We start from the raw sequence: 18,084 nt of genomic DNA, 5'->3' as shown, positions 1-18,084 counted from the left end.
CAGCAAGCCGGTGGCTCCTCGGCTCAAGGCCGAGGATGACGGTGTGGGTGGGGTGAGTTCGCCAACAATCAAGACCCGCTGCGGCGGGTCTTTTCGTTTCGGGTCAGCGCGTGACATTTCGTGACTGGCCGCATGGCGCCGGACGGGGCATGATGGTGTCGCCCGCCGCCTCTATAAGACGTTGCGAAACATCGCGGGCCAAGCGAATATGAACAACTTTGATTCTGTATCTCGCGTATGCTCCGGCGCATTGCCGGGGGAAGGCCGCAAGTTCCGCGACAGCGCGGAAGACTACACTTCCTTCCGTTGGTTCGTCTGGCCCGTTACGGCGTGGGGCACTCCGTAGCCGGGCTTGAAAAAGCGTTAACCGAACGCCACTTGTGGATGGAAAAGATCGCCGGCCCGGCGCCCCAAAGCGCCGATTGGACCGGTTCCCGGAAACGGGACCTTTGAAAGGAAATGACATGACGAAAAAGACGTCTGCGCCGCACGAATCGACGGCCTTCCCGGTCCTGCCCCTGCGCGACATCGTGGTGTTCCCGCACATGATCGTTCCGTTGTTCGTCGGCCGCGAGAAGTCGATCCGCGCGCTCGAGGAGGTGATGGGCACCGACAAGCAGATCATGCTTGCCACCCAGATCAACGCCTCCGACGACGATCCGGAAGTCGACGCGATTTACCGCATCGGCACCGTCGCCAACGTGCTTCAGCTGCTGAAACTGCCCGACGGTACCGTCAAGGTGCTGGTCGAAGGCCGTGCGCGTGCTGAAATCGACGGCTACACCGAACGCGACGAGTTCTACGAGGCGATGGCCCATGTGCTGGTCGAGCCCGATGAGGACCCGGTCGAGATCGAAGCGCTGTCGCGCTCGGTCGTCTCCGAGTTCGAGAACTACGTAAAGCTCAACAAGAAGATTTCGCCTGAAGTCGTCGGTGCCGCGAGCCAGATCGAGGATTACTCGAAGCTCGCCGATACCGTCGCCTCGCACCTCTCCATCAAGATCGTCGAGAAGCAGGAAATGCTCGAGACGACGAGCGTCAAGCTGCGCCTGGAAAAGGCGCTCGGCTTCATGGAAGGCGAGATCTCCGTTCTCCAGGTCGAAAAGCGCATCCGCTCGCGCGTCAAGCGCCAGATGGAGAAGACCCAGCGCGAGTACTACCTGAACGAACAGATGAAGGCGATCCAGAAGGAACTCGGCGACGGCGAGGACGGCCGCGACGAGATGGCCGAACTGGAAGAGAAGATCACCAAGGCCAAGCTCTCCAAGGAGGCCCGCGAGAAGGCGGATGCCGAGATGAAGAAGCTGCGCCAGATGAGCCCGATGTCGGCGGAAGCCACCGTCGTGCGCAACTATCTCGACTGGCTGACCGGCATTCCGTGGAACAAGAAGTCGAAGGTCAAGACCGACCTCAACGCCGCGGAAAAGGTCCTCGACGAAGATCACTTCGGCCTCGACAAGGTCAAGGAACGCATCGTCGAATATCTCGCGGTGCAGGCCCGCTCGTCCAAGATCAAGGGCCCGATTCTGTGCCTCGTCGGTCCTCCGGGCGTCGGCAAGACCTCGCTTGCGAAATCGATCGCCAAGGCGACCGGCCGCGAATATATCCGCATGGCGCTTGGCGGCGTGCGCGACGAGGCCGAGATCCGTGGCCACCGCCGCACCTATATCGGCTCGATGCCCGGCAAGGTCATCCAGTCGATGAAGAAGGCGAAGAAGTCCAACCCGCTCTTCCTGCTCGACGAGATCGACAAGATGGGCATGGATTTCCGCGGTGACCCGTCGTCTGCGCTTCTCGAGGTGCTCGATCCGGAACAGAACTCGACCTTCATGGACCACTACCTGGAAGTCGAATACGACCTGTCCAACGTCATGTTCGTGACGACGGCGAACACGCTGAACATTCCGGCGCCCCTGATGGACCGCATGGAAGTGATCCGCATCGCCGGCTACACGGAAGAGGAAAAGCTGGAAATCGCCAAGCGGCACCTGCTGCCCAAGGCGATCCGCGACCACGCGCTGCAGCCGAAGGAATTCTCGGTCACCGACGGCGCGCTGATGGCGGTCGTCCAGCAGTATACCCGCGAGGCGGGCGTGCGTAACCTGGAGCGTGAACTGATGAAGCTCGGCCGCAAGGCGGTCACCGAGATCATCAAGGGCAAGTCGGCGAAGGTCGAGGTCACGGCGGAGAACATCCACGATTTCCTCGGGATCCCGCGTTTCCGCCACGGCGAAGCCGAGGGCGAGGACCAGGTCGGGGTCGTCACGGGTCTTGCCTGGACGGAAGTCGGCGGCGAACTGCTCACCATCGAAGGCGTCAGCCTTCCGGGTGGCAAGGGCCGCATGACGGTGACCGGTAACCTGAAGGACGTGATGAAGGAATCGATCTCGGCGGCGGCATCCTATGTCCGCTCGCGCGCCGTCGATTTCGGCATCGAGCCGCCGCGCTTCGACAAGACCGACATCCACGTGCATGTGCCGGAAGGTGCAACGCCCAAGGACGGCCCGTCGGCCGGTATCGCCATGGCGACCGCCATCGTCTCCATCATGACCGGCATCCCGGTCTCGAAGGATATCGCGATGACGGGTGAAGTGACGCTGCGCGGCCGGGTGCTGCCGATCGGCGGCCTCAAGGAAAAGCTGCTCGCAGCCCTTCGCGGCGGCATCAAGAAGGTGCTGATCCCGGAAGAGAACGCCAAGGATTTGGCCGACATTCCGGACAACGTGAAGAACAACATGGAGATCGTTCCGGTCTCGCGCATGGGCGAGGTGATCAAGCACGCGCTCGTGCGCCGGCCCGAGCCGATCGAGTGGGACGGGACCGTCGAGGATACCAAGGTTCCGGCTGTCGAATCGACTGAAGACGGCCTCGGCGCGATCGCGCATTGAGCCTTAACGCCGGGTAAAGCATCCGGCAATTTGGCACGAAACTGGAGAGACCGGCCCTCGGGCCGGTCTTTTTTATTGAAAAGCGTGTGTAAACCCCGGATTCTCAGGGGATTGCGACGAAATTTTCTTGCGGGCTGAAGGGCGATGCGTATTCTGCCCCCGACTTGTATGAGTCGTTTCAAACCGTAAGAAAGGGGTGGAAACATGAACAAGAATGAACTCGTATCCGCAGTGGCTGAGAAGTCGGGCCTGTCCAAGACGGACGCAGCATCTGCTGTCGACGCCGTTTTCGAGACGATCCAGGGCGAACTCAAGAACGGCGGCGACGTTCGTCTGGTCGGTTTCGGCAATTTCTCCGTATCGCGTCGTGAAGCTTCGAAGGGTCGCAACCTTTCGACTGGCGCCGAGATCGAGATCCCGGCACGCAACGTGCCGAAGTTCTCGGCCGGCAAGGGGCTGAAGGACGCCGTTAACGGCTGACCCGATGCCGCACGCATGGTCCCCGCACCCGAACAGGTGCGGGGAGACATGATGCGGCATCCAGAGTTCTGCGGCGCCCGAAGCGCGTCCTTCGGGGCGCTTGGCGCGGCAGGGCAAAGAGCGGTTATCCACTCCGCCGCCAATCCTGGGTTTCAGGCCAGAGTTTCAGCGAAGGGGCCCGGTTCTTCCGGGCCCCTTTTTTCGGGGCACGGGCGTACGGCCGTCGCCGAACTGTCATCGGCCTGTAACACGAAAGCCTCAGAACCGCCGGGTTCCTTTTGACCGGATCCCGGAGGTTTTCATGAAAACTCGTTCGCTCACCGCTGCACTGGCAGCGGTCCTTGCCGCATCGGTGGCGTCCGCCGCCAGCGCCGAGCCCGTCTTCAATCGCATTGCATCCTTCGCCGTCGCCGAAAACCTGGCGGAAGGCGTGGACAAGGCGACGCCGACCTCTTCGGAAATCATCAGCGCATCGGAAGACGGCAACATGCTCGTCTATTCCGACAGCCCGAACAAGGCGATCGGCTTTATCGACATCACCGACGCCAAGGCCCCGAAGGCCGGCGGCACGGTCGCGTTCGAAGGCGAGCCGACCTCGGTTACCTTCGCCGGCGGCAAGGCGCTCGTCGCCATCAACACGCGCGAAAGCTTCGTCAAGCCGTCGGGCATCCTCGCCCAGGTCGATGTCGCCTCCAAGGCCATCGACGCGACCTGCGATCTCGGCGGCCAGCCGGACTCGATTGCGCTGAACAAGGACAAGACGCTCGCCGCGATCGCCATCGAAAACGAGCGCGACGAGGAGGTCAATGACGGCGACATCCCGCAGATGCCGGCCGGCGATCTCGTCATCCTGTCGCTTAAGGACGGCGTCGTCGATTGCGGTTCGGTCAAGCATGTCACGCTGACCGGCCTCGCCGATGTCGCCGGTGACGATCCGGAGCCGGAATTCGTCGCCTTCAACGGCCTCGACGAAATCGCGCTCACGCTGCAGGAAAACAACTACATCGTCATCGTCGATGGCAAGACCGGCACCGTGAAGTCCCACTTCTCCGCCGGCACGGTCAACCTGGAAGGCATCGACACCAAGAAGGACGGCGCCCTCAAGTTCACCGGCGAGATGAAGGATGTCGCCCGCGAACCCGACGCCGTGAAGTGGCTGGACGACAACCGCTTCGTCGTCGCCAATGAAGGCGACTGGAAGGGCGGCGCGCGCGGCTTCACCATCTTCGACAAGACCGGCAAGGTTCTTTACGAGAACGGTGCCGCCTTTGAACGCGAGATTGCCAGGATCGGCCACTATCCCGACAAGCGCAACAAGAAGGGCGTCGAGCCGGAAGGCCTGGAAGCCGCCAAGTTCGGCGACGACAATCTGTTCTTCGTCATGGCCGAGCGCGCCTCGATCGTCGGCGTCTACAAGGACACCGGTGCCGAGCCCGAACTTCTCCAGCTTCTGCCGTCGGGCATCGGTCCGGAGGGCGCTGTCGCCATCCCGAGCCGCAACCTCTTCGTGACCGCCAACGAAACCGACCTGGTCGAAGATGGTGGCGCCCGTTCGCACGTCATGATCTACGAGCGCACGGAAGGCGAAGCGGCCTATCCGCAGATCGTCTCCACCGAGAAGGATGGCGAACTGATCGGTTTTGGCGCGCTTTCGGGCCTGGCTCCGGTCAAGGACCAGGCCGGCATGCTCTACGCCGTCAACGATTCCTTCTACGCCGCGCAGCCGACGATCTTCACGATCGACGCCAACCAGAAGCCGGCGAAGATCGTTGATGCCCTGCGCATCACGCGCAACGGCGCCGCCGCCCAGAAGCTCGACAGCGAAGGCCTGACGCCGGATGGCGAAGGCGGGTTCTGGCTTGCCAACGAGGGTGATGCCGACAAGCTCTACAGCCATGCCATCATCCACGTGAACGAGAAGGGCGAGATCCAGAAGGAGATCGCCATCCCGGCCGAACTGCGTGCCGGCGAGAAGCGTTTCGGCTTCGAGGGTATCACCAGCGTCGGCGAAGGCGATGGGCAGGTCCTCTGGATGGCCGTGCAGCGCGAATGGGGCGATGACGAGAAGGGCTTTGTGAAGCTCGTCTCCTACAAGCCTTCCTCGGAAGAATGGGGCGCCGTGCGCTATCCGCTGGAGAAGACGGAAGCCGGCTGGGTCGGCCTTTCCGAAATCACGGCAAGCGGCGACTATGCTTACATCATCGAGCGCGACAACCAGATCGGCCAGGCTGCCAAGCTGAAGAAGCTCTACCGCGTGGCGCTTGCCGACCTGAAGCCGGGCAAGATCGGCGGCGAACTGCCGGTCGTCAAGAAGGAAGAGGTTCGTGACCTCGTTCCCGACCTGAAGTCCGCCACCAACGGCTATGTCGTCGACAAGGTCGAAGGCTTCACCATCGACGCCGCCGGCAACGGCTATGTCGTCACCGACAATGACGGCGTCGACGGTTCCTCCGGCGAGACGCTGTTCTTCGGCATCGGCCCGATGAACGCCATGTAAGCAACGGATTTCCGGCGTCTCCTCGTGCGGGGGAGGCACCGGGCCCTGCCGGAAAGGGCAAACGAAAAGGCCGGGATCTCGCGATCCCGGCCTTTTTTGATGTCCGTTGCCGTCCGGGCTAACCGACGGCTTGCAAGGGACGGATGGGAGCCGCTTCGGCACCGTTCTCGTTCAGGTCCCGGCCGCGTTGCAGCTCGTCGGTCTTCTCGCTGAGACAGCGGATGATTTCCTTCAGCTGCTGCTTCTGCTCCTCGGTGAGGACGGCGAAGATCGCTTCGATCATCTTGTGCTGCGGCTGCTGGGCGGCCGAAATGACGGTGCGGCCCATATCCGTGATCGAGACGATCTTGGCGCGGCGGTCCTTCGCGTCCGGCTCGCGCTTGACCAGCTTGTCACGCTCGAGCCCGTCGATCGCTTCCGTCACCGTGCGCGGCGCGAAACCGAGCGCGCAGGCGATGTCCGTCGAGCGCTGCGGGCCCTGACATTCCAGAAGAAGCAGGAACTTGCTGCGGGCAAGCGACACGCCTTCGTCCATCATGCACTCGTTCACCAGGCGGCTGACCTGATGGTAGAGTTTGAACATGCCCTGGGAGATTTCTATCGTGCTAGTCATGAGGTGGAATATAGGTATTATGAGGGACCATGTCAAATGATCGTGAAGTTTTTCGGATAATTTGATCATAGATAGTGAACGATGGCTGTAAATGCGAACGGTCAGGCAACACGCATTTTTCCTGTCTATTCTCCGGCTTTTTCGGGGTGGGATGATTTCTTTCCTGCATAACCGGGCAAGCGTTGCTGCAAGCATTGACCGGAAAGGGGGCTGAGGCGATTGTCCGGCCATGCCTTTCCGCTTCATTCACACGGCCGACCTCCATCTTGATTCGCCGCTCACGTCTCTCGCGCTCCGCAATGCCGATCTCGGCGATCTCGTGCGCAGCGCGACGCGCAAGGCGCTGGAGCGCATCGTCGACCTCGCCATTTCAGAGGGTGTCGATGCCGTCATCGTCGCCGGCGACCTCTATGACGGCTCGCAGACCTCCATGGCGACGGCGCTGTTCCTGATGGGGCAGATGCGGCGGCTGGAGGCGGCCGGCATCGGCGTCTTCCTCATCCGCGGCAATCACGATGCGCAGTCGCAGATCACCCGTGAGCTGACCTTCCCGCCGAACGTGCACGTCTTCGACGGCCGCGGGAAGCCGGTGAAGGCCGGCGCGCTTGAAAGCGGCCGCGAAATCCATGTGCACGGCGTCAGCTTCGCCCAGCCGCACGCGCCCGCCTCGCTGCTGCCGACCTTTCGCGCGCCGGTGCCGGATGCCGTCAATATCGGCCTCATGCACACCAGCCTTGCCGGTGCGAGCCGCCACGATCCCTACGCTCCCGTCGGCATTCCCGACCTCACCGCGCACGGTTTCGACTATTGGGCGCTCGGCCATATCCACCAGCGCCGCGTGCATCTGGAAAAGCCGTGGATCGTCATGCCCGGCAATCCGCAGGGCCGCGACATCAACGAGGGCGGGCCGAAGGGCGTGACACTCGCGACGATCGCCGAGGACGGCACGATCACCTGCGAGGAGCACCGGGTGGCCGTCGCGGTCTTTGAGCGGCTGTCCGTCGATCTCACCGGCGTCGATGAGTGGTCCGGCATGCTCGACCGCGTCGAAACCGTGCTGGGGCAGGCGAGGGCGGCCGCAGGCGGCGCCCATCTCGTCGCCCGCCTCGCGCTGACCGGCGCCACGCCGCTCGCCTGGCGCCTGCGCCGGGACGAGGACCTGATGCTCGGCGAATTGCAGAACATTGCCGCCTCGCTCGGCGAATGCTGGATCGAGGCGGTGGAACTCGCCGTCTCCGCGCCGCGCGCGGCCACAGGCGCCGATGCCGGCCCGCTCACCGAGCTGTCGCGCCTGATGCATGAGGACGTGGTGCAGAACCATGCCTATCGCGAGGAGCTGCGCGAGACGCTCGCCGACATGCTGCGCCAGTTGCCGAAGGAGGCCCGCAGCCTCTTGGCAGCGGACGAGGCGGCGGAAGAGGCACTGCTCGCCGATCTCTCCCTACAAGGCTCCGATGCCGTGCTCGCCCGTCTCGGCGACGAGAGCGGGAGGACGTAAGCGCATGCGCCTCGATCGCCTCGACCTCGTCCGCTACGGAAAATTCACCGATCGCAGCCTGGATTTCGGCACGGCGCGGCCGGGCAAGCCGGATTTCCACCTCGTGCACGGCCCCAACGAGGCCGGCAAGTCGACGCTGTTCTCCGCCTATCTCGACCTGCTGTTCGGCATCGAGCGGACGAGCACCTACGGTTTCCTGCATCCCTATCAGCTGATGCGCGTCGGCGGGCAGTTTTCCGTCGGCCTCGAGCGCCACCAGGCCTATCGCCTCAAGCGCAACCAGGCCTCGCTCGTCGCCGCCGATGAGCGCCCGCTGCCGGACACGCTGTTTGCCAGCGTGCTCGGCGGCATGGACCGCAACGCCTACCGCACCATGTTCTCGCTCGACGACGAGAGCATCGAAAAGGGCGGCGAGGACATTTTGAAGAGCGAAGGCGAGCTCGGCGCCATGCTGTTTTCCGCCAGCTCCGGCCTCTCCGACATGGCCTCCGGCATCGCCGCGCTGAAGGCGGAAGCCGATGAATTCTACCGCCCCTCCGGCCGCAAACACGGCCTCTCCACACTGAAGGCCGAAATCGAAGCATTGGCGGCCGAGCGCAAGGCGCTCGACATTGCCGCCCGCGACTACGGCGTGCTGGTGCGCGACCGCGACACCGCCACCCGCCACCACGAGGAGGCGGCCGCCGCCCGCGCCGAGGTGCGCACCGCGCTGGCGCAGATCGAGCGCAGCCTCTCAGCACTTCCCTATCTCCGCCGGCTGCGGGCGCTACGCACCGAGCTCGGCGCCTACGACCTCGGCTCATCGCCACCGGCCGCCTGGCGCTCTCTCACGGGCGAACTGGCGCGCGAGGCGACGGAGATCGCTGCGCGGGCCGAGCGGGTCACGGGCGAGCGCGAACGCTATGAGGATGAGCGCGACGGGTTTACCGAAGACGAGGCCGTGCTTGCGGCGGGAGGGGACATTGCGGCACTCGCCGGCTCGGGGCTGGAAGCCCGTTTCCGCACCGCGGTGATGGACCTTTCCGCCCGCGAGGCGGATCGCGACCGCGTCGTCGCCACGATCGGCGCCGGCATCGCCGCGCTCGGCCTGCCGCCGGATATAGAGCCGGCGGACATCGTCCTGCCGCCAGGTCTCGGCGAAAAACTCACGGCCCTGCTGTCACGGCGAACGGCGCTTGTCGAACGCGCCGAAACGGCCCGTCGCGAGCACACCGAGGCGGAACGGACGCTGGTTTCGCTCGGCAGCAAGGCAGGCGCCGTTTCGGATGCGGACGCCCAGAAGGAAGAGGAACTCGCAGCCACCCTCGGCGCCATCCTGCGCGCCGCCCGCACCGGCGATCTTCTTGCGCGTCTCCGCGAGGCCCGGCGGCTAACCGCTCTTGCCCGGCAGGACGCCGATGGCGCGATGGCGCGTCTGGCGCCGTGGTCCGGCACGGCCAAGGCGCTGGAGGGCATGTCCATCCCGGCACCTTCGGAATTCGAGGGCCTGCGCAAGCGATACGACGCAGCAGCCGAGGCCCTGCGCCGGCAACAGGAACAGGTCACGGCGCTGGAGCTTGAGGTTGCTTCCGCGCGGGTGACGCTCAATGCGCTCCGGAAGGCGACCGGTGCGGCAGGGGAGGAACAGGCCGGCCACCTGAGGATGTTGCGGGATGCGGCGTGGCAGAGGCACCGTGCGACGCTCGACGGCGACACCGCGACCGAGTTCGAGCGCGCCATGCACGATGATGACCACGCCGGCGAGACGCGCCTGCGCAACGCCGACCGTCTGTCGGAACTGCGTGTGCTCGAACGCACGGTGGCGGAGGGCGTTGCACGGCTCGATGCGCTTGGCGACGAAGCCCTGCGGCTGGGGCAGGTGAGGGCGGTCGTCGGAGCAGAGGTGTCCTCGCTCGCCAAGCGCTTCGGCCTCCCCGAAGAGACCCCGCTGGCGGAGGTGACGGCCTGGCTGGAGCGGCGCGCGGTGACGCTGGAGAAGCTCGGCGATCTCGCGCGGCAGACGATCGAGGCCGACCTCGTGGAAAACGACGCACGCGATCTGCTGGCGCGGCTCTCCGGCCTCCTGGGCAGCGAATTCGCCAGCGGTACGCCGCTCGACGAGACGCTGTTCCTTGCGGAAGACCGGCTGGAAGCGCTGAAGGCGGCGCGGACGCAGCGGCTCGCCGTCGCGGAGCATCTCGCCCGCGCCAGGACGGATGCGGAAGCGCGCCGGAAGGCTGCGGAAGAAACTGCTGCGGCACTGGCGGCATGGCAGGAGACCTGGGGCCGGGAGATCGCCGGCACCTGGCTTGCGACGGAGCAAGCCCCGGCCGAGCCGGAGCGGCTTGCCGCGGTGCTTCCCGCCTTGCAGGCGCTCGCCCAGAATGTCGAGCGGCGGCGCGAATTCGATCACCGCATCGCCGGCATGCGCCGCGACCAGCAGGATTACGGCAGCCATTCGCGCCGCCTTGCCGAGCGGCTTGCCGAACCGTTCGATGCCGAGGACCCGCTTGCAACCGTCGCCGGCCTTTCCCGGCGGCTCACCGCGGCCAACGCGGTGCGCGAACGCCGCGAGGCGATCGACAAGGCGCTGCTGCGCCTCGATGACGAGGAGAAGGCGCTGGACGAGCGCCGGGCCGTGCTGACATCGCGGCTCGCGGAAATCTACGCCTTCCTCGGCTGCGACAATCTCGCGGAGGCGGACCAGCTGCTCGAAGCCTATCGCAAGCGGGACGACATTCTGGGGCGCATCGAGGATGCCGGGCGCGATCTCACGCAACAGATGCGCGCCGAAACGGTCGACGAGGCGGAAGCGTGGCTTTCGGCGGTCGACGACGACCAGCTTGCGGCGGAGAAGGGCGACCTCGCTGTGCGGCTGGAAGAGCTCGACCGCGCGGTGCAGGAGCATCATCTGGCGCGGGCGCGGGCGGAGGAGGCGCTGTCCAAGATCGCCGGCAGCGACGAGGCGGCGGTGCTGGAGGAGCGTCGGCGCACGGCGCTGATCGAGCTTGCGGAAAAATCGCGGCGCTACCTCGCGACGCGCGCCGGCATTCTCGCGGCCGAGCAGGCCTTGCGGCTCTATCGCGAGCGCCATCGCAGCGTGATGATGGAGCGCGCCTCGAAGACGTTTCGCGACATCACGGGCGGCGAATATTCCGGGCTTTCGACGGTCCTGGAGAAGGACAGCGAGTTCCTCGTCGTCAATGCCGCCGCCGGCGGCTCGAAGCTCGCAAAGGACCTCTCCAAGGGCACGCGGTTCCAGCTTTACCTGGCGCTGCGCGTCGCCGGTTACCATGAGATCGCCGCAAGCCGCGAGATCGTGCCCTTCATCGCCGACGATATCATGGAGACCTTCGACGACAGGCGCGCGCTGAATGCGCTGAAGGTCATGGGTGCGATGGCCACGGGCGGGCAGGTGATCTACCTGACACACCACCAGCACCTGCGCGATCTCGCGCGCGAAGCCTGCCCGGATGTCGTGATCCATGAATTGTGAGGGCTGAAACGTTCGAGCTGTAAGGAAAGCGTTAACGCCCGGAACTTGACTTGAATGACGGTAAGTGGTTCTTGGCGCACCATCGGCACCGCTGCTTTGCGCGGCGCACAGACGGACGGGCATCAGACGGACGGATATGACGAACAGGACCGGCAGAGAGGCGACCATTTGGGAGCGGGGTTTTGCGCCCGTCGGCTTCCTCGTGCTGCTCTTCACCCTATTCCTGTCGCAGTTCTCCCTGCCGCAGAACGCCGCGACGGCGGGCCACCCGCAGCGCGCAGCCGCGGAAGGCGGCGTGGCACCGTCGCCGCTCTCCACGACGGGCGACGAGCTGTGGTTCCCGGCGAGCGGCCACGCCGAACGGCGGGTCGCCAAGGCGAAGACCGGGCTTCCCGAGGGCGATGCGGCCGGCAAGGCGATCGTGCCGAGCACCGGCCTGCTGCTCTATCCCTTCGAAATCGCCTCTTCCGGGGCGTTCTTTGCTGTCGACGATGCCGCACCCGCTTTGTCCGGCCATGCGGCGTTCCGCAGCCGCGCGCCTCCGGCTTTTGTCGCCTGAGGCCCTGTGGCGTCCCTGATGCCGCGCCATTCGATTGAAATTCCGATCCCAGCGGACGGCGCCGACTGACCCTGTCGCGCCCGTCCGTCAGTTTAAGTGGAACACCCCATGAAAACCTCCAAATGGGCATTGTTGTTGTACACCGTAATCATCCTGTTCGGGGTGCTCGCGGCCGTGCCCAACGTGCTGACGACCGCACAGCAGGCGACGATCGGGCGCTTCCTGCCCGCCAAGCCCGTCACCCTCGGCCTCGACCTGAAGGGCGGCTCGCATCTCGTGCTGGAAGTCGATTCCGCCGCACTGCGCAAGGCGCGCATGGACGTGCTCTTGAACGATGCGCGCGGCATCCTGCGCACTGCCGGCGAGCGCGCCTCGGCCGCCCGCCTCAGCGGCACGACGCTGACGATCACGCTTACCGACCAGGCCGCGCTCGACAAGGTCCTGCCGGAAGTGCGCAAGCTCGCCGCGCCGACCACGTCGCTCGGCTTCGGCACCGGCTCCTCCGACATCGATGTCGAGACCTCCGGCACCGTCATCACCGTGGCGCTGACGGAAGCCGGCATCAACGAGCGCATGTCGGCCGCCGTCGAGCAGAGCCTTGAAATCATCCGTCGCCGCGTCGACCAGGTCGGCGTTGCCGAACCGCTCATCCAGCGCGTCGGCGGCGACCGCATCCTCGTGCAGCTGCCGGGCCTCCAGGACCCGACGCGCCTGCGCCAGCTGCTCGGTTCCACCGCGCAGATGAGCTTCCACATGGTCGACCAGACCGTGGACCCGAACGGCGTCGCGCCGCGCGGCTTGATGATCCTGCCCGGCGCCAACGACCCCGGCAAATATGCCGTGGAAGAGCGCGTGGCGATCTCGGGCGACCGTCTTGCGGACGCAAAGGCCGGCTTCGACCAGCGCACGAACGAGCCGATCGTCTCGTTCAGCTTCGATTCGACCGGCGCCCGCCAGTTCGCGGAAATCACGCAGGCGAATGTCGGAAAACCCTTCGCCATCGTTCTCGACGGCAAGGTGCTGACGGCACCCGTCATCCGCGAGCCGATCATCGGCGGCCAGGGCCAGATTTCCGGCAATTTCAACCCGCAGGAAGCGACCGTGCTTTCGGCGCTGCTGCGCTCCGGCGCACTGCCGGCGCCGCTCACCATCATCGAAGAGCGCACCGTTGGCCCGAACCTCGGCTCCGACTCGATCCGCATGGGCCTCTATACCGGCTTTGCCGGCCTGCTCGCCGTCGTGGTGCTGATGCAGGTACTCTATGGCTCCTGGGGCCTCATCGCCAATCTCGGCCTCGTGCTGCACACGGTGCTGACGATCGGCCTGCTCGGCCTGCTGGGATCGACGCTGACCTTGCCCGGTATCGCCGGTATCATCCTCGGTATCGGCATGGCGGTGGACGCCAACATCCTCATCAATGCCCGTATCCGGGAAGAGACGGCGGCGGGCGCCGGGGCCATGAAGGCGCTCGACGTCGGCTTCAACAAGGCCTATGCCACCATCGTCGACGGCAATATGACGACCATGGTCGGCATGATCCTGCTCTTCATGTTCGGCTCCGGCCCGGTGCGCGGCTTCGCCATCACCATGATCATCGGTCTGGCGATCTCGATGTTCACCTCGATCACCTTCGTGCGCCTGCTGATGCGCGAGGTCGTCATCCGCAGCAAGATGAAGAAGATCGACATCCACTCGCTGTTCGGCGCGGTGCCGAGCATCCCGACCTTCTCCTTCATGCGCGGCCGCTATATCGCGATCGCCATGTCGGCCTTCATCTCGACGAGTTCGATCATCCTGTTCTTCACGCCGGGCCTCAACTACGGCATCGATTTCGTCGGCGGCATCCAGGTCGAGGCGACCTCCAAGACGCCGATCGACCTCGCCGTCGTGCGCGAGAAGATGGAAAGCCTGAACCTCGGCGAAGTGGCGCTGCAGGAATTCGGCCAGGGCACGTCCGTGCTGGTGCGCGTGCAGCGCCAGCCGGGCGGCGAAGAGGCGCAGTCCGCCGCCCTCCAGCAGGTCCGCAACGGCGTTGCCGAAGTGATCGCGGATGCGAACTTCGAGCGCACGGAAGTGGTCGGCCCGACGGTGAGCACGGAGCTTGCACGCTCCGGCTTCCTCGCCGTCGGCCTCGGCATGCTGGCGATCCTGATCTACATCTGGTGGCGGTTCGAATGGCACTTCGCTGTCGGCGCCATCGCGACGCTGATCCTGGACATCACCAAGATGATCGGCTTCTTCGCGCTGATGCAGATCGACTTCAACCTGACGGCCATTGCCGCCGTGCTGACGCTGATCGGCTACTCGGTCAACGACAAGGTGGTGGTGTACGACCGCATGCGAGAGAACATGCGCAAGTACAAGTCGATGCCGTTCTCCGATTTGATCGACCTGTCGATCAACCAGGTGGTCATGCGATGCATCTTCACCTCGGTGGCCGTCGCGGCTTCGCTGCTGCCGATGGCGATCTGGGGTGGCGATACGGTGAAGCCGTTCGCGTGGCCGATGCTGTTCGGCGTCATCGTCGCGACGACCTCGTCGATCTATATCGGCGGCCCGATCCTGCTCTTCCTCAGCCGCTGGTGGAGGGACCGCGAAACGACGCGCGCGCCCGGCTCGGCAACCACGCCGGCAACCGAAGCTTGAAACCGGAACGGGCGCCCTTGAGGCGCCCGTTTCGTTTCAGGGGAAGCGGGCGGGACTGAACGTCTCCGCCCCTATGCCCTCGCGGGCCAGCGGCTCGGGCACCGGACTTTTCGTGAGGAGCGCAGCGGCGAGGCTGCCGAGGGAGGGCGAGGTGAGGATGCCGTATCCGCCCTGTCCGGCGAGCCAGAAGAAGCCCGGTTCGTCCCTGGCCGGGCCGATCACCGGCAGCCGATCCGGAGAAAAACTGCGCATGCCGGCCCAGCTCTTGAAGACGCGACGCACGCTCAGCGTCGTCGCCTCCTCGACATAGTGGGCGGCATAGGCGACGTCGAGTTCTTCCGGCTGCACGTCTGCCGGCTCGCACGGCGTTTCGTCGGCGGGCGAGGCGAGCAGGCGGCCGCCCTCGGGCTTGAAGTAGAAGACGTCCTCAACCTCGTTGATCTCAGGCAGGCGGCTGGCGTCGATGCTATCAGGCAGGTCGACGGTGACCGCCGTGCGGCGATGCGGCACGATGCCGATAGGCGCGACGCCGCAAAGCCCCGCCACGGTGTCGGCCCAGCCGCCGGCCGCATTCACCAGCGTTCCGGCGGCGATCGTTTCGTCACTGGTCTCGATCAGCCAACTGCCGCCGACCCGTCGGGCGCCGGCGAGGGCACGATTTTCGAGGATCGCGGCACCGTTGCGCCGCGCATGGCGGGCATAGGCCTGCAACAGCGCGTCCACCTCGATATCCCAATAATCCGGGTCGAAATAGGCCGCGACGGCATAGGCGGGGTCGAGCATCGGCGCGCGGGCGAGCATCGCCGCCGTATCGAGCCATTCCACCGCCACGCCGAGCGCCTTCGCCGCCTCGAAACGGGCACGCACCAACGCTTCCTTGCCCTCGGAACCGAGGATGATGCTGCCCCGGTCGGCGAGCAGCGGCACGGCGGCAAACCCCTCAGGCGGCTGCGTGAGAAAACCATGGCTGGCGCGGGCGAGCGCGTTCACAAGGGGGGCATTGTCGCGCAGCGTGAATTCGGCGGCCGAACGGCCGGTGCTGTGATAGCCGAGCGCGCCTTCGCGCTCCAGCACGACGACGGAGCGATGCGGGCTGAGGAAATAGGCGAGCGACAGGCCGGCAATGCCGCCGCCGATGATTGCGATGTCGAACGTCTGCATGGCCGCCTCCACTGTCGTTGCAGGGACAGGCCTAAGCAAGCTTTGTGCATTCTTCAAATTTATAGAGGTGAAGGTGGATATCAGCCGGATTGATGCGGCTCGCCCCAGCGCCATGGCGGCACTTCGGCCATGTGGGTAAGGAAGGCGCGCTCGGCCGGATTGAGCGCCGAGCCGGGATTGGTGATGCGGAAGGTTTCGGCCACCGGCAGGTCGTCATAGGGCGGAAGCTGCCAGAGTTCGCCGGCCGCCAGCGCCACGCCGGTGAGGTGGACCGGCAGCATGCCGATGCCGGCGTTGGCCACCACGAGGCGCAGCACTTCCTCCACGTTGAAGGCAAGCGCGCGCACCTGCTGGCCGAAGGAGCCGACGGCGCGCACGGCGGTCACCGGCCCCATATGCGGCCCGCCCAGCACGTCGGCAAGGAAGGAGACATAGGGTTCGCCGCGCAGGTCTTCCGGCCGCGCATCGCGCGCGCCGAACAGCCGGTGCCCGCGGCCGCAATAGAGCGCATAGCGCTCGTAGCAGAAGGGCACCTTTTCCAGCCCCTCCGGAATGATGCCGTCGGAAAGCCCGAGCGTCGCCACGCCGCGCTCCACCGATCGGATAACGTCGGTGGTCGTCTCGACCGTCACGCCAACGGTGACGCGCGGATGCCGCCGGAAGAAATCGGCGATCGCCCGGTCCCAGGCGGGGTTCATGGCGTGGCTCACCGAATGGATGGTGATATGGCCGGCAATATCCTCGCCGGACGGCTGCATCGCCTCCGGCAGCCGCACGATGGCGGTGAAAATATCGTGGCAGAGCGCATGCAGCCGCTCGCCGGCCTCCGTCAGCTCGAAACGGCCGGGGCTGCGGTCGATCAGCCGGTGGCCGACCGATTGCTCCAGCCGCTTCAGCGCCATGCTGACGGCCGGCTGTTGGAGGAGCAGCCGGTTCGCCGCCCGCGTGATGCTGCCTTCCTCCACCACGACCACGAAGGTGCGCAGCAGGTTCCAGTCGAGATTGTGGGCGAAGCGTTCGAGGCGGTTGGTGGGCATGCGTGTAGCTAGGACGGCGTCGTGGCAAAAGGCAAGAGCCGAGGCGAAGGCCCGCTTTCACAACCCCTGCTGGATAAATGACGACCCCTGGTCGGCGGCATGCGCTTTTCGACCGCAAAGGCTTGCTTTTACCGGAACCAAAAAGCCCGCAGGCGCATTTTGCCGGTCGAACGAAGGGGAAATCGCCATATGTGGGAACGGTTTAGCACCAGCGGGCTCGCGGGGTCCTATCTCGATGACCTGCTGGCGGATGGCGTGAAGGCGCGCATGGAATTCCGCCCGAGGCGGGCGTTCGATCCCCATCCCTTTCTGGTCAGTCTCGATGACGAGGGGGAAGCCGAAGCGTTTTTCACCCGTCCCATCGATGGATCGGCCATCGGGAGGTCGCCCCGCTTCGAGCCTTGATGGCGCAAACGAAAGAGGCGGCCGAAGCCGCCTCCCGGTCCATTTATTTCATTGTGTAGATGTCGATGGAAAAATACTTGTCGTTGATCTTCTTGTAGGTGCCGTCCTCGCGGATCTCCTTGAGAGCGACATTCAGCTTCTCGCGAAGATCGTTGTCGTCCTGGCGCACCGCGATGCCCACGCCTTCGCCGACGAATTTCGGATCGGTGATCGGCGTGCCGACCAACTCGCAGCAGGCCTTGCCGTCGTCGTTCTTGGTGACCCAGTCGAGCAGCGGGATCATGTCGCCGACCTGCAGATCGAGGCGGCCGTTCGCCATGTCGAGGTTCACTTCGTCCTGCGTCGGATAGAGCTTGATGTCCGCATCCGGATAGACGGCCGCGACGTAATCGGCCTGGGTGGTGCCGGACTGGGCGCCGATCGTCTTGCCCTTCATGCCTTCATTGGTGAAATCGGTAAGCCCGGCGCCCTTCGGCGCGGCATGCGTCATGGCGGCGAGGTAGTAGGGGTCCGTGAAGGAGACCGACTTCTTGCGTTCCTCGGTGATGAACATCGAGGCGATGATCATGTCGTATTTCTTGGCGACGAGGCCGGGAATGATGCCGTCCCAATCCTGCGCGACGACGTCGCATTCGACCTTCATCTTCTCGCAGAGCGCAAGGCCGATCTGCACGTCGAAGCCGTCGAGATTGCCGGCGGAATCCTGGAAGTTGAAGGGCGGGTAGGCGCCTTCCGTGCCGATCTTCAGCGTTTGTGCGGAAGCCTGGGCGGAAAGCAGGGTGGAGCCTGCAAGAGCCAGCGCGAGCAGCAGTTTTTTCATGGTCG

At 65.1% G+C, this 18,084-nt stretch carries 12 protein-coding genes; 8 read left to right on the top strand and 4 right to left on the bottom strand.

Features of this window, described 5'->3' with window-relative positions; genetic code table 11:
* The first annotated feature begins 464 nt into the window (after positions 1–464).
* From lon to VGN93_RS28785, 3 genes are all read left to right on the top strand, one after another.
* Positions 465–2,888 (top strand): endopeptidase La, encoded by a 2,424-nt coding sequence (gene lon / locus VGN93_RS28795; RefSeq protein WP_327510340.1) that lies wholly within the window; start codon positions 465–467, stop codon positions 2,886–2,888.
* 204 nt (positions 2,889–3,092) lie between these two features.
* Entirely contained in the window at positions 3,093–3,368 is a 276-nt protein-coding gene (gene hupB / locus VGN93_RS28790) for a DNA-binding protein HupB (RefSeq protein WP_023516583.1), read from the top strand.
* 301 nt (positions 3,369–3,669) lie between these two features.
* Complete coding sequence (locus tag VGN93_RS28785) at positions 3,670–5,865, top strand: esterase-like activity of phytase family protein (protein ID WP_327510339.1); 2,196 nt, start codon at positions 3,670–3,672, stop codon at positions 5,863–5,865.
* 118 nt (positions 5,866–5,983) lie between these two features.
* Here the strand turns inward: VGN93_RS28785 and VGN93_RS28780 are convergent, their stop codons facing one another.
* The gene (locus VGN93_RS28780; RefSeq protein ID WP_327510338.1) at positions 5,984–6,478 is read right to left on the bottom strand and encodes a MarR family transcriptional regulator; all 495 of its coding nucleotides are present in this window, start codon (positions 6,476–6,478) and stop codon (positions 5,984–5,986) included.
* Positions 6,479–6,707: 229 nt separating this feature from the next.
* Here VGN93_RS28780 and VGN93_RS28775 point away from each other — a divergent pair, with 229 nt between their 5' ends.
* The 4 genes from VGN93_RS28775 (at position 6,708) to secD (ending at position 14,656) form a co-directional block, all read left to right on the top strand.
* Positions 6,708–7,976 (top strand): DNA repair exonuclease, encoded by a 1,269-nt coding sequence (locus VGN93_RS28775; protein WP_327510337.1) that lies wholly within the window; start codon positions 6,708–6,710, stop codon positions 7,974–7,976.
* Between the two features lie 4 nt (positions 7,977–7,980).
* On the top strand, positions 7,981–11,451 hold the full coding sequence (locus VGN93_RS28770; RefSeq protein WP_327510336.1) for an ATP-binding protein: 3,471 nt from the start codon (positions 7,981–7,983) through the stop codon (positions 11,449–11,451).
* Positions 11,452–11,587: 136 nt separating this feature from the next.
* The gene (locus tag VGN93_RS28765; RefSeq protein ID WP_327510335.1) at positions 11,588–12,010 is read left to right on the top strand and encodes a hypothetical protein; all 423 of its coding nucleotides are present in this window, start codon (positions 11,588–11,590) and stop codon (positions 12,008–12,010) included.
* A gap of 108 nt (positions 12,011–12,118) precedes the next feature.
* Positions 12,119–14,656: a protein translocase subunit SecD gene (secD, locus tag VGN93_RS28760; RefSeq protein ID WP_327510334.1), complete on the top strand. Its 2,538-nt coding sequence runs from the start codon at positions 12,119–12,121 to the stop codon at positions 14,654–14,656.
* Between the two features lie 36 nt (positions 14,657–14,692).
* Here the strand turns inward: secD and VGN93_RS28755 are convergent, their stop codons facing one another.
* Positions 14,693–15,817, bottom strand: a complete 1,125-nt coding sequence (locus tag VGN93_RS28755; RefSeq protein WP_327510333.1) for an FAD-dependent oxidoreductase — start codon at positions 15,815–15,817, stop codon at positions 14,693–14,695.
* A gap of 80 nt (positions 15,818–15,897) precedes the next feature.
* Positions 15,898–16,854: a LysR family transcriptional regulator gene (locus tag VGN93_RS28750; RefSeq protein ID WP_327510332.1), complete on the bottom strand. Its 957-nt coding sequence runs from the start codon at positions 16,852–16,854 to the stop codon at positions 15,898–15,900.
* Positions 16,855–16,953: 99 nt separating this feature from the next.
* Between VGN93_RS28750 and VGN93_RS28745 the strand changes: the two genes are divergently transcribed.
* A complete protein-coding gene (locus VGN93_RS28745; RefSeq protein WP_327510331.1) occupies positions 16,954–17,259 on the top strand; it encodes a hypothetical protein in 306 nt (101 codons plus the stop codon).
* 43 nt (positions 17,260–17,302) lie between these two features.
* Here VGN93_RS28745 and VGN93_RS28740 read toward each other — a convergent pair whose 3' ends face one another.
* The gene (locus tag VGN93_RS28740; RefSeq protein ID WP_319311768.1) at positions 17,303–18,079 is read right to left on the bottom strand and encodes an ABC transporter substrate-binding protein; all 777 of its coding nucleotides are present in this window, start codon (positions 18,077–18,079) and stop codon (positions 17,303–17,305) included.
* Positions 18,080–18,084 lie beyond the last annotated feature (5 nt).

Source organism: Shinella sp., from assembly GCF_035998705.1.
In the GTDB taxonomy this organism is placed as follows: domain Bacteria; phylum Pseudomonadota; class Alphaproteobacteria; order Rhizobiales; family Rhizobiaceae; genus Shinella.
This window is presented reverse-complemented; position numbering and strand designations above follow the sequence as displayed.

Coding starts and splice junctions, on each gene's coding strand:
- lon (WP_327510340.1), top strand. CDS start 465: ATGACGAAAAAGACGTCTGCGCCGCACGAATCGACGGCCTTCCCGGTC.
- hupB (WP_023516583.1), top strand. CDS start 3,093: ATGAACAAGAATGAACTCGTATCCGCAGTGGCTGAGAAGTCGGGCCTG.
- VGN93_RS28785 (WP_327510339.1), top strand. CDS start 3,670: ATGAAAACTCGTTCGCTCACCGCTGCACTGGCAGCGGTCCTTGCCGCA.
- VGN93_RS28780 (WP_327510338.1), bottom strand. CDS start 6,478: ATGACTAGCACGATAGAAATCTCCCAGGGCATGTTCAAACTCTACCAT.
- VGN93_RS28775 (WP_327510337.1), top strand. CDS start 6,708: ATGCCTTTCCGCTTCATTCACACGGCCGACCTCCATCTTGATTCGCCG.
- VGN93_RS28770 (WP_327510336.1), top strand. CDS start 7,981: ATGCGCCTCGATCGCCTCGACCTCGTCCGCTACGGAAAATTCACCGAT.
- VGN93_RS28765 (WP_327510335.1), top strand. CDS start 11,588: ATGACGAACAGGACCGGCAGAGAGGCGACCATTTGGGAGCGGGGTTTT.
- secD (WP_327510334.1), top strand. CDS start 12,119: ATGAAAACCTCCAAATGGGCATTGTTGTTGTACACCGTAATCATCCTG.
- VGN93_RS28755 (WP_327510333.1), bottom strand. CDS start 15,817: ATGCAGACGTTCGACATCGCAATCATCGGCGGCGGCATTGCCGGCCTG.
- VGN93_RS28750 (WP_327510332.1), bottom strand. CDS start 16,854: ATGCCCACCAACCGCCTCGAACGCTTCGCCCACAATCTCGACTGGAAC.
- VGN93_RS28745 (WP_327510331.1), top strand. CDS start 16,954: ATGCGCTTTTCGACCGCAAAGGCTTGCTTTTACCGGAACCAAAAAGCC.
- VGN93_RS28740 (WP_319311768.1), bottom strand. CDS start 18,079: ATGAAAAAACTGCTGCTCGCGCTGGCTCTTGCAGGCTCCACCCTGCTT.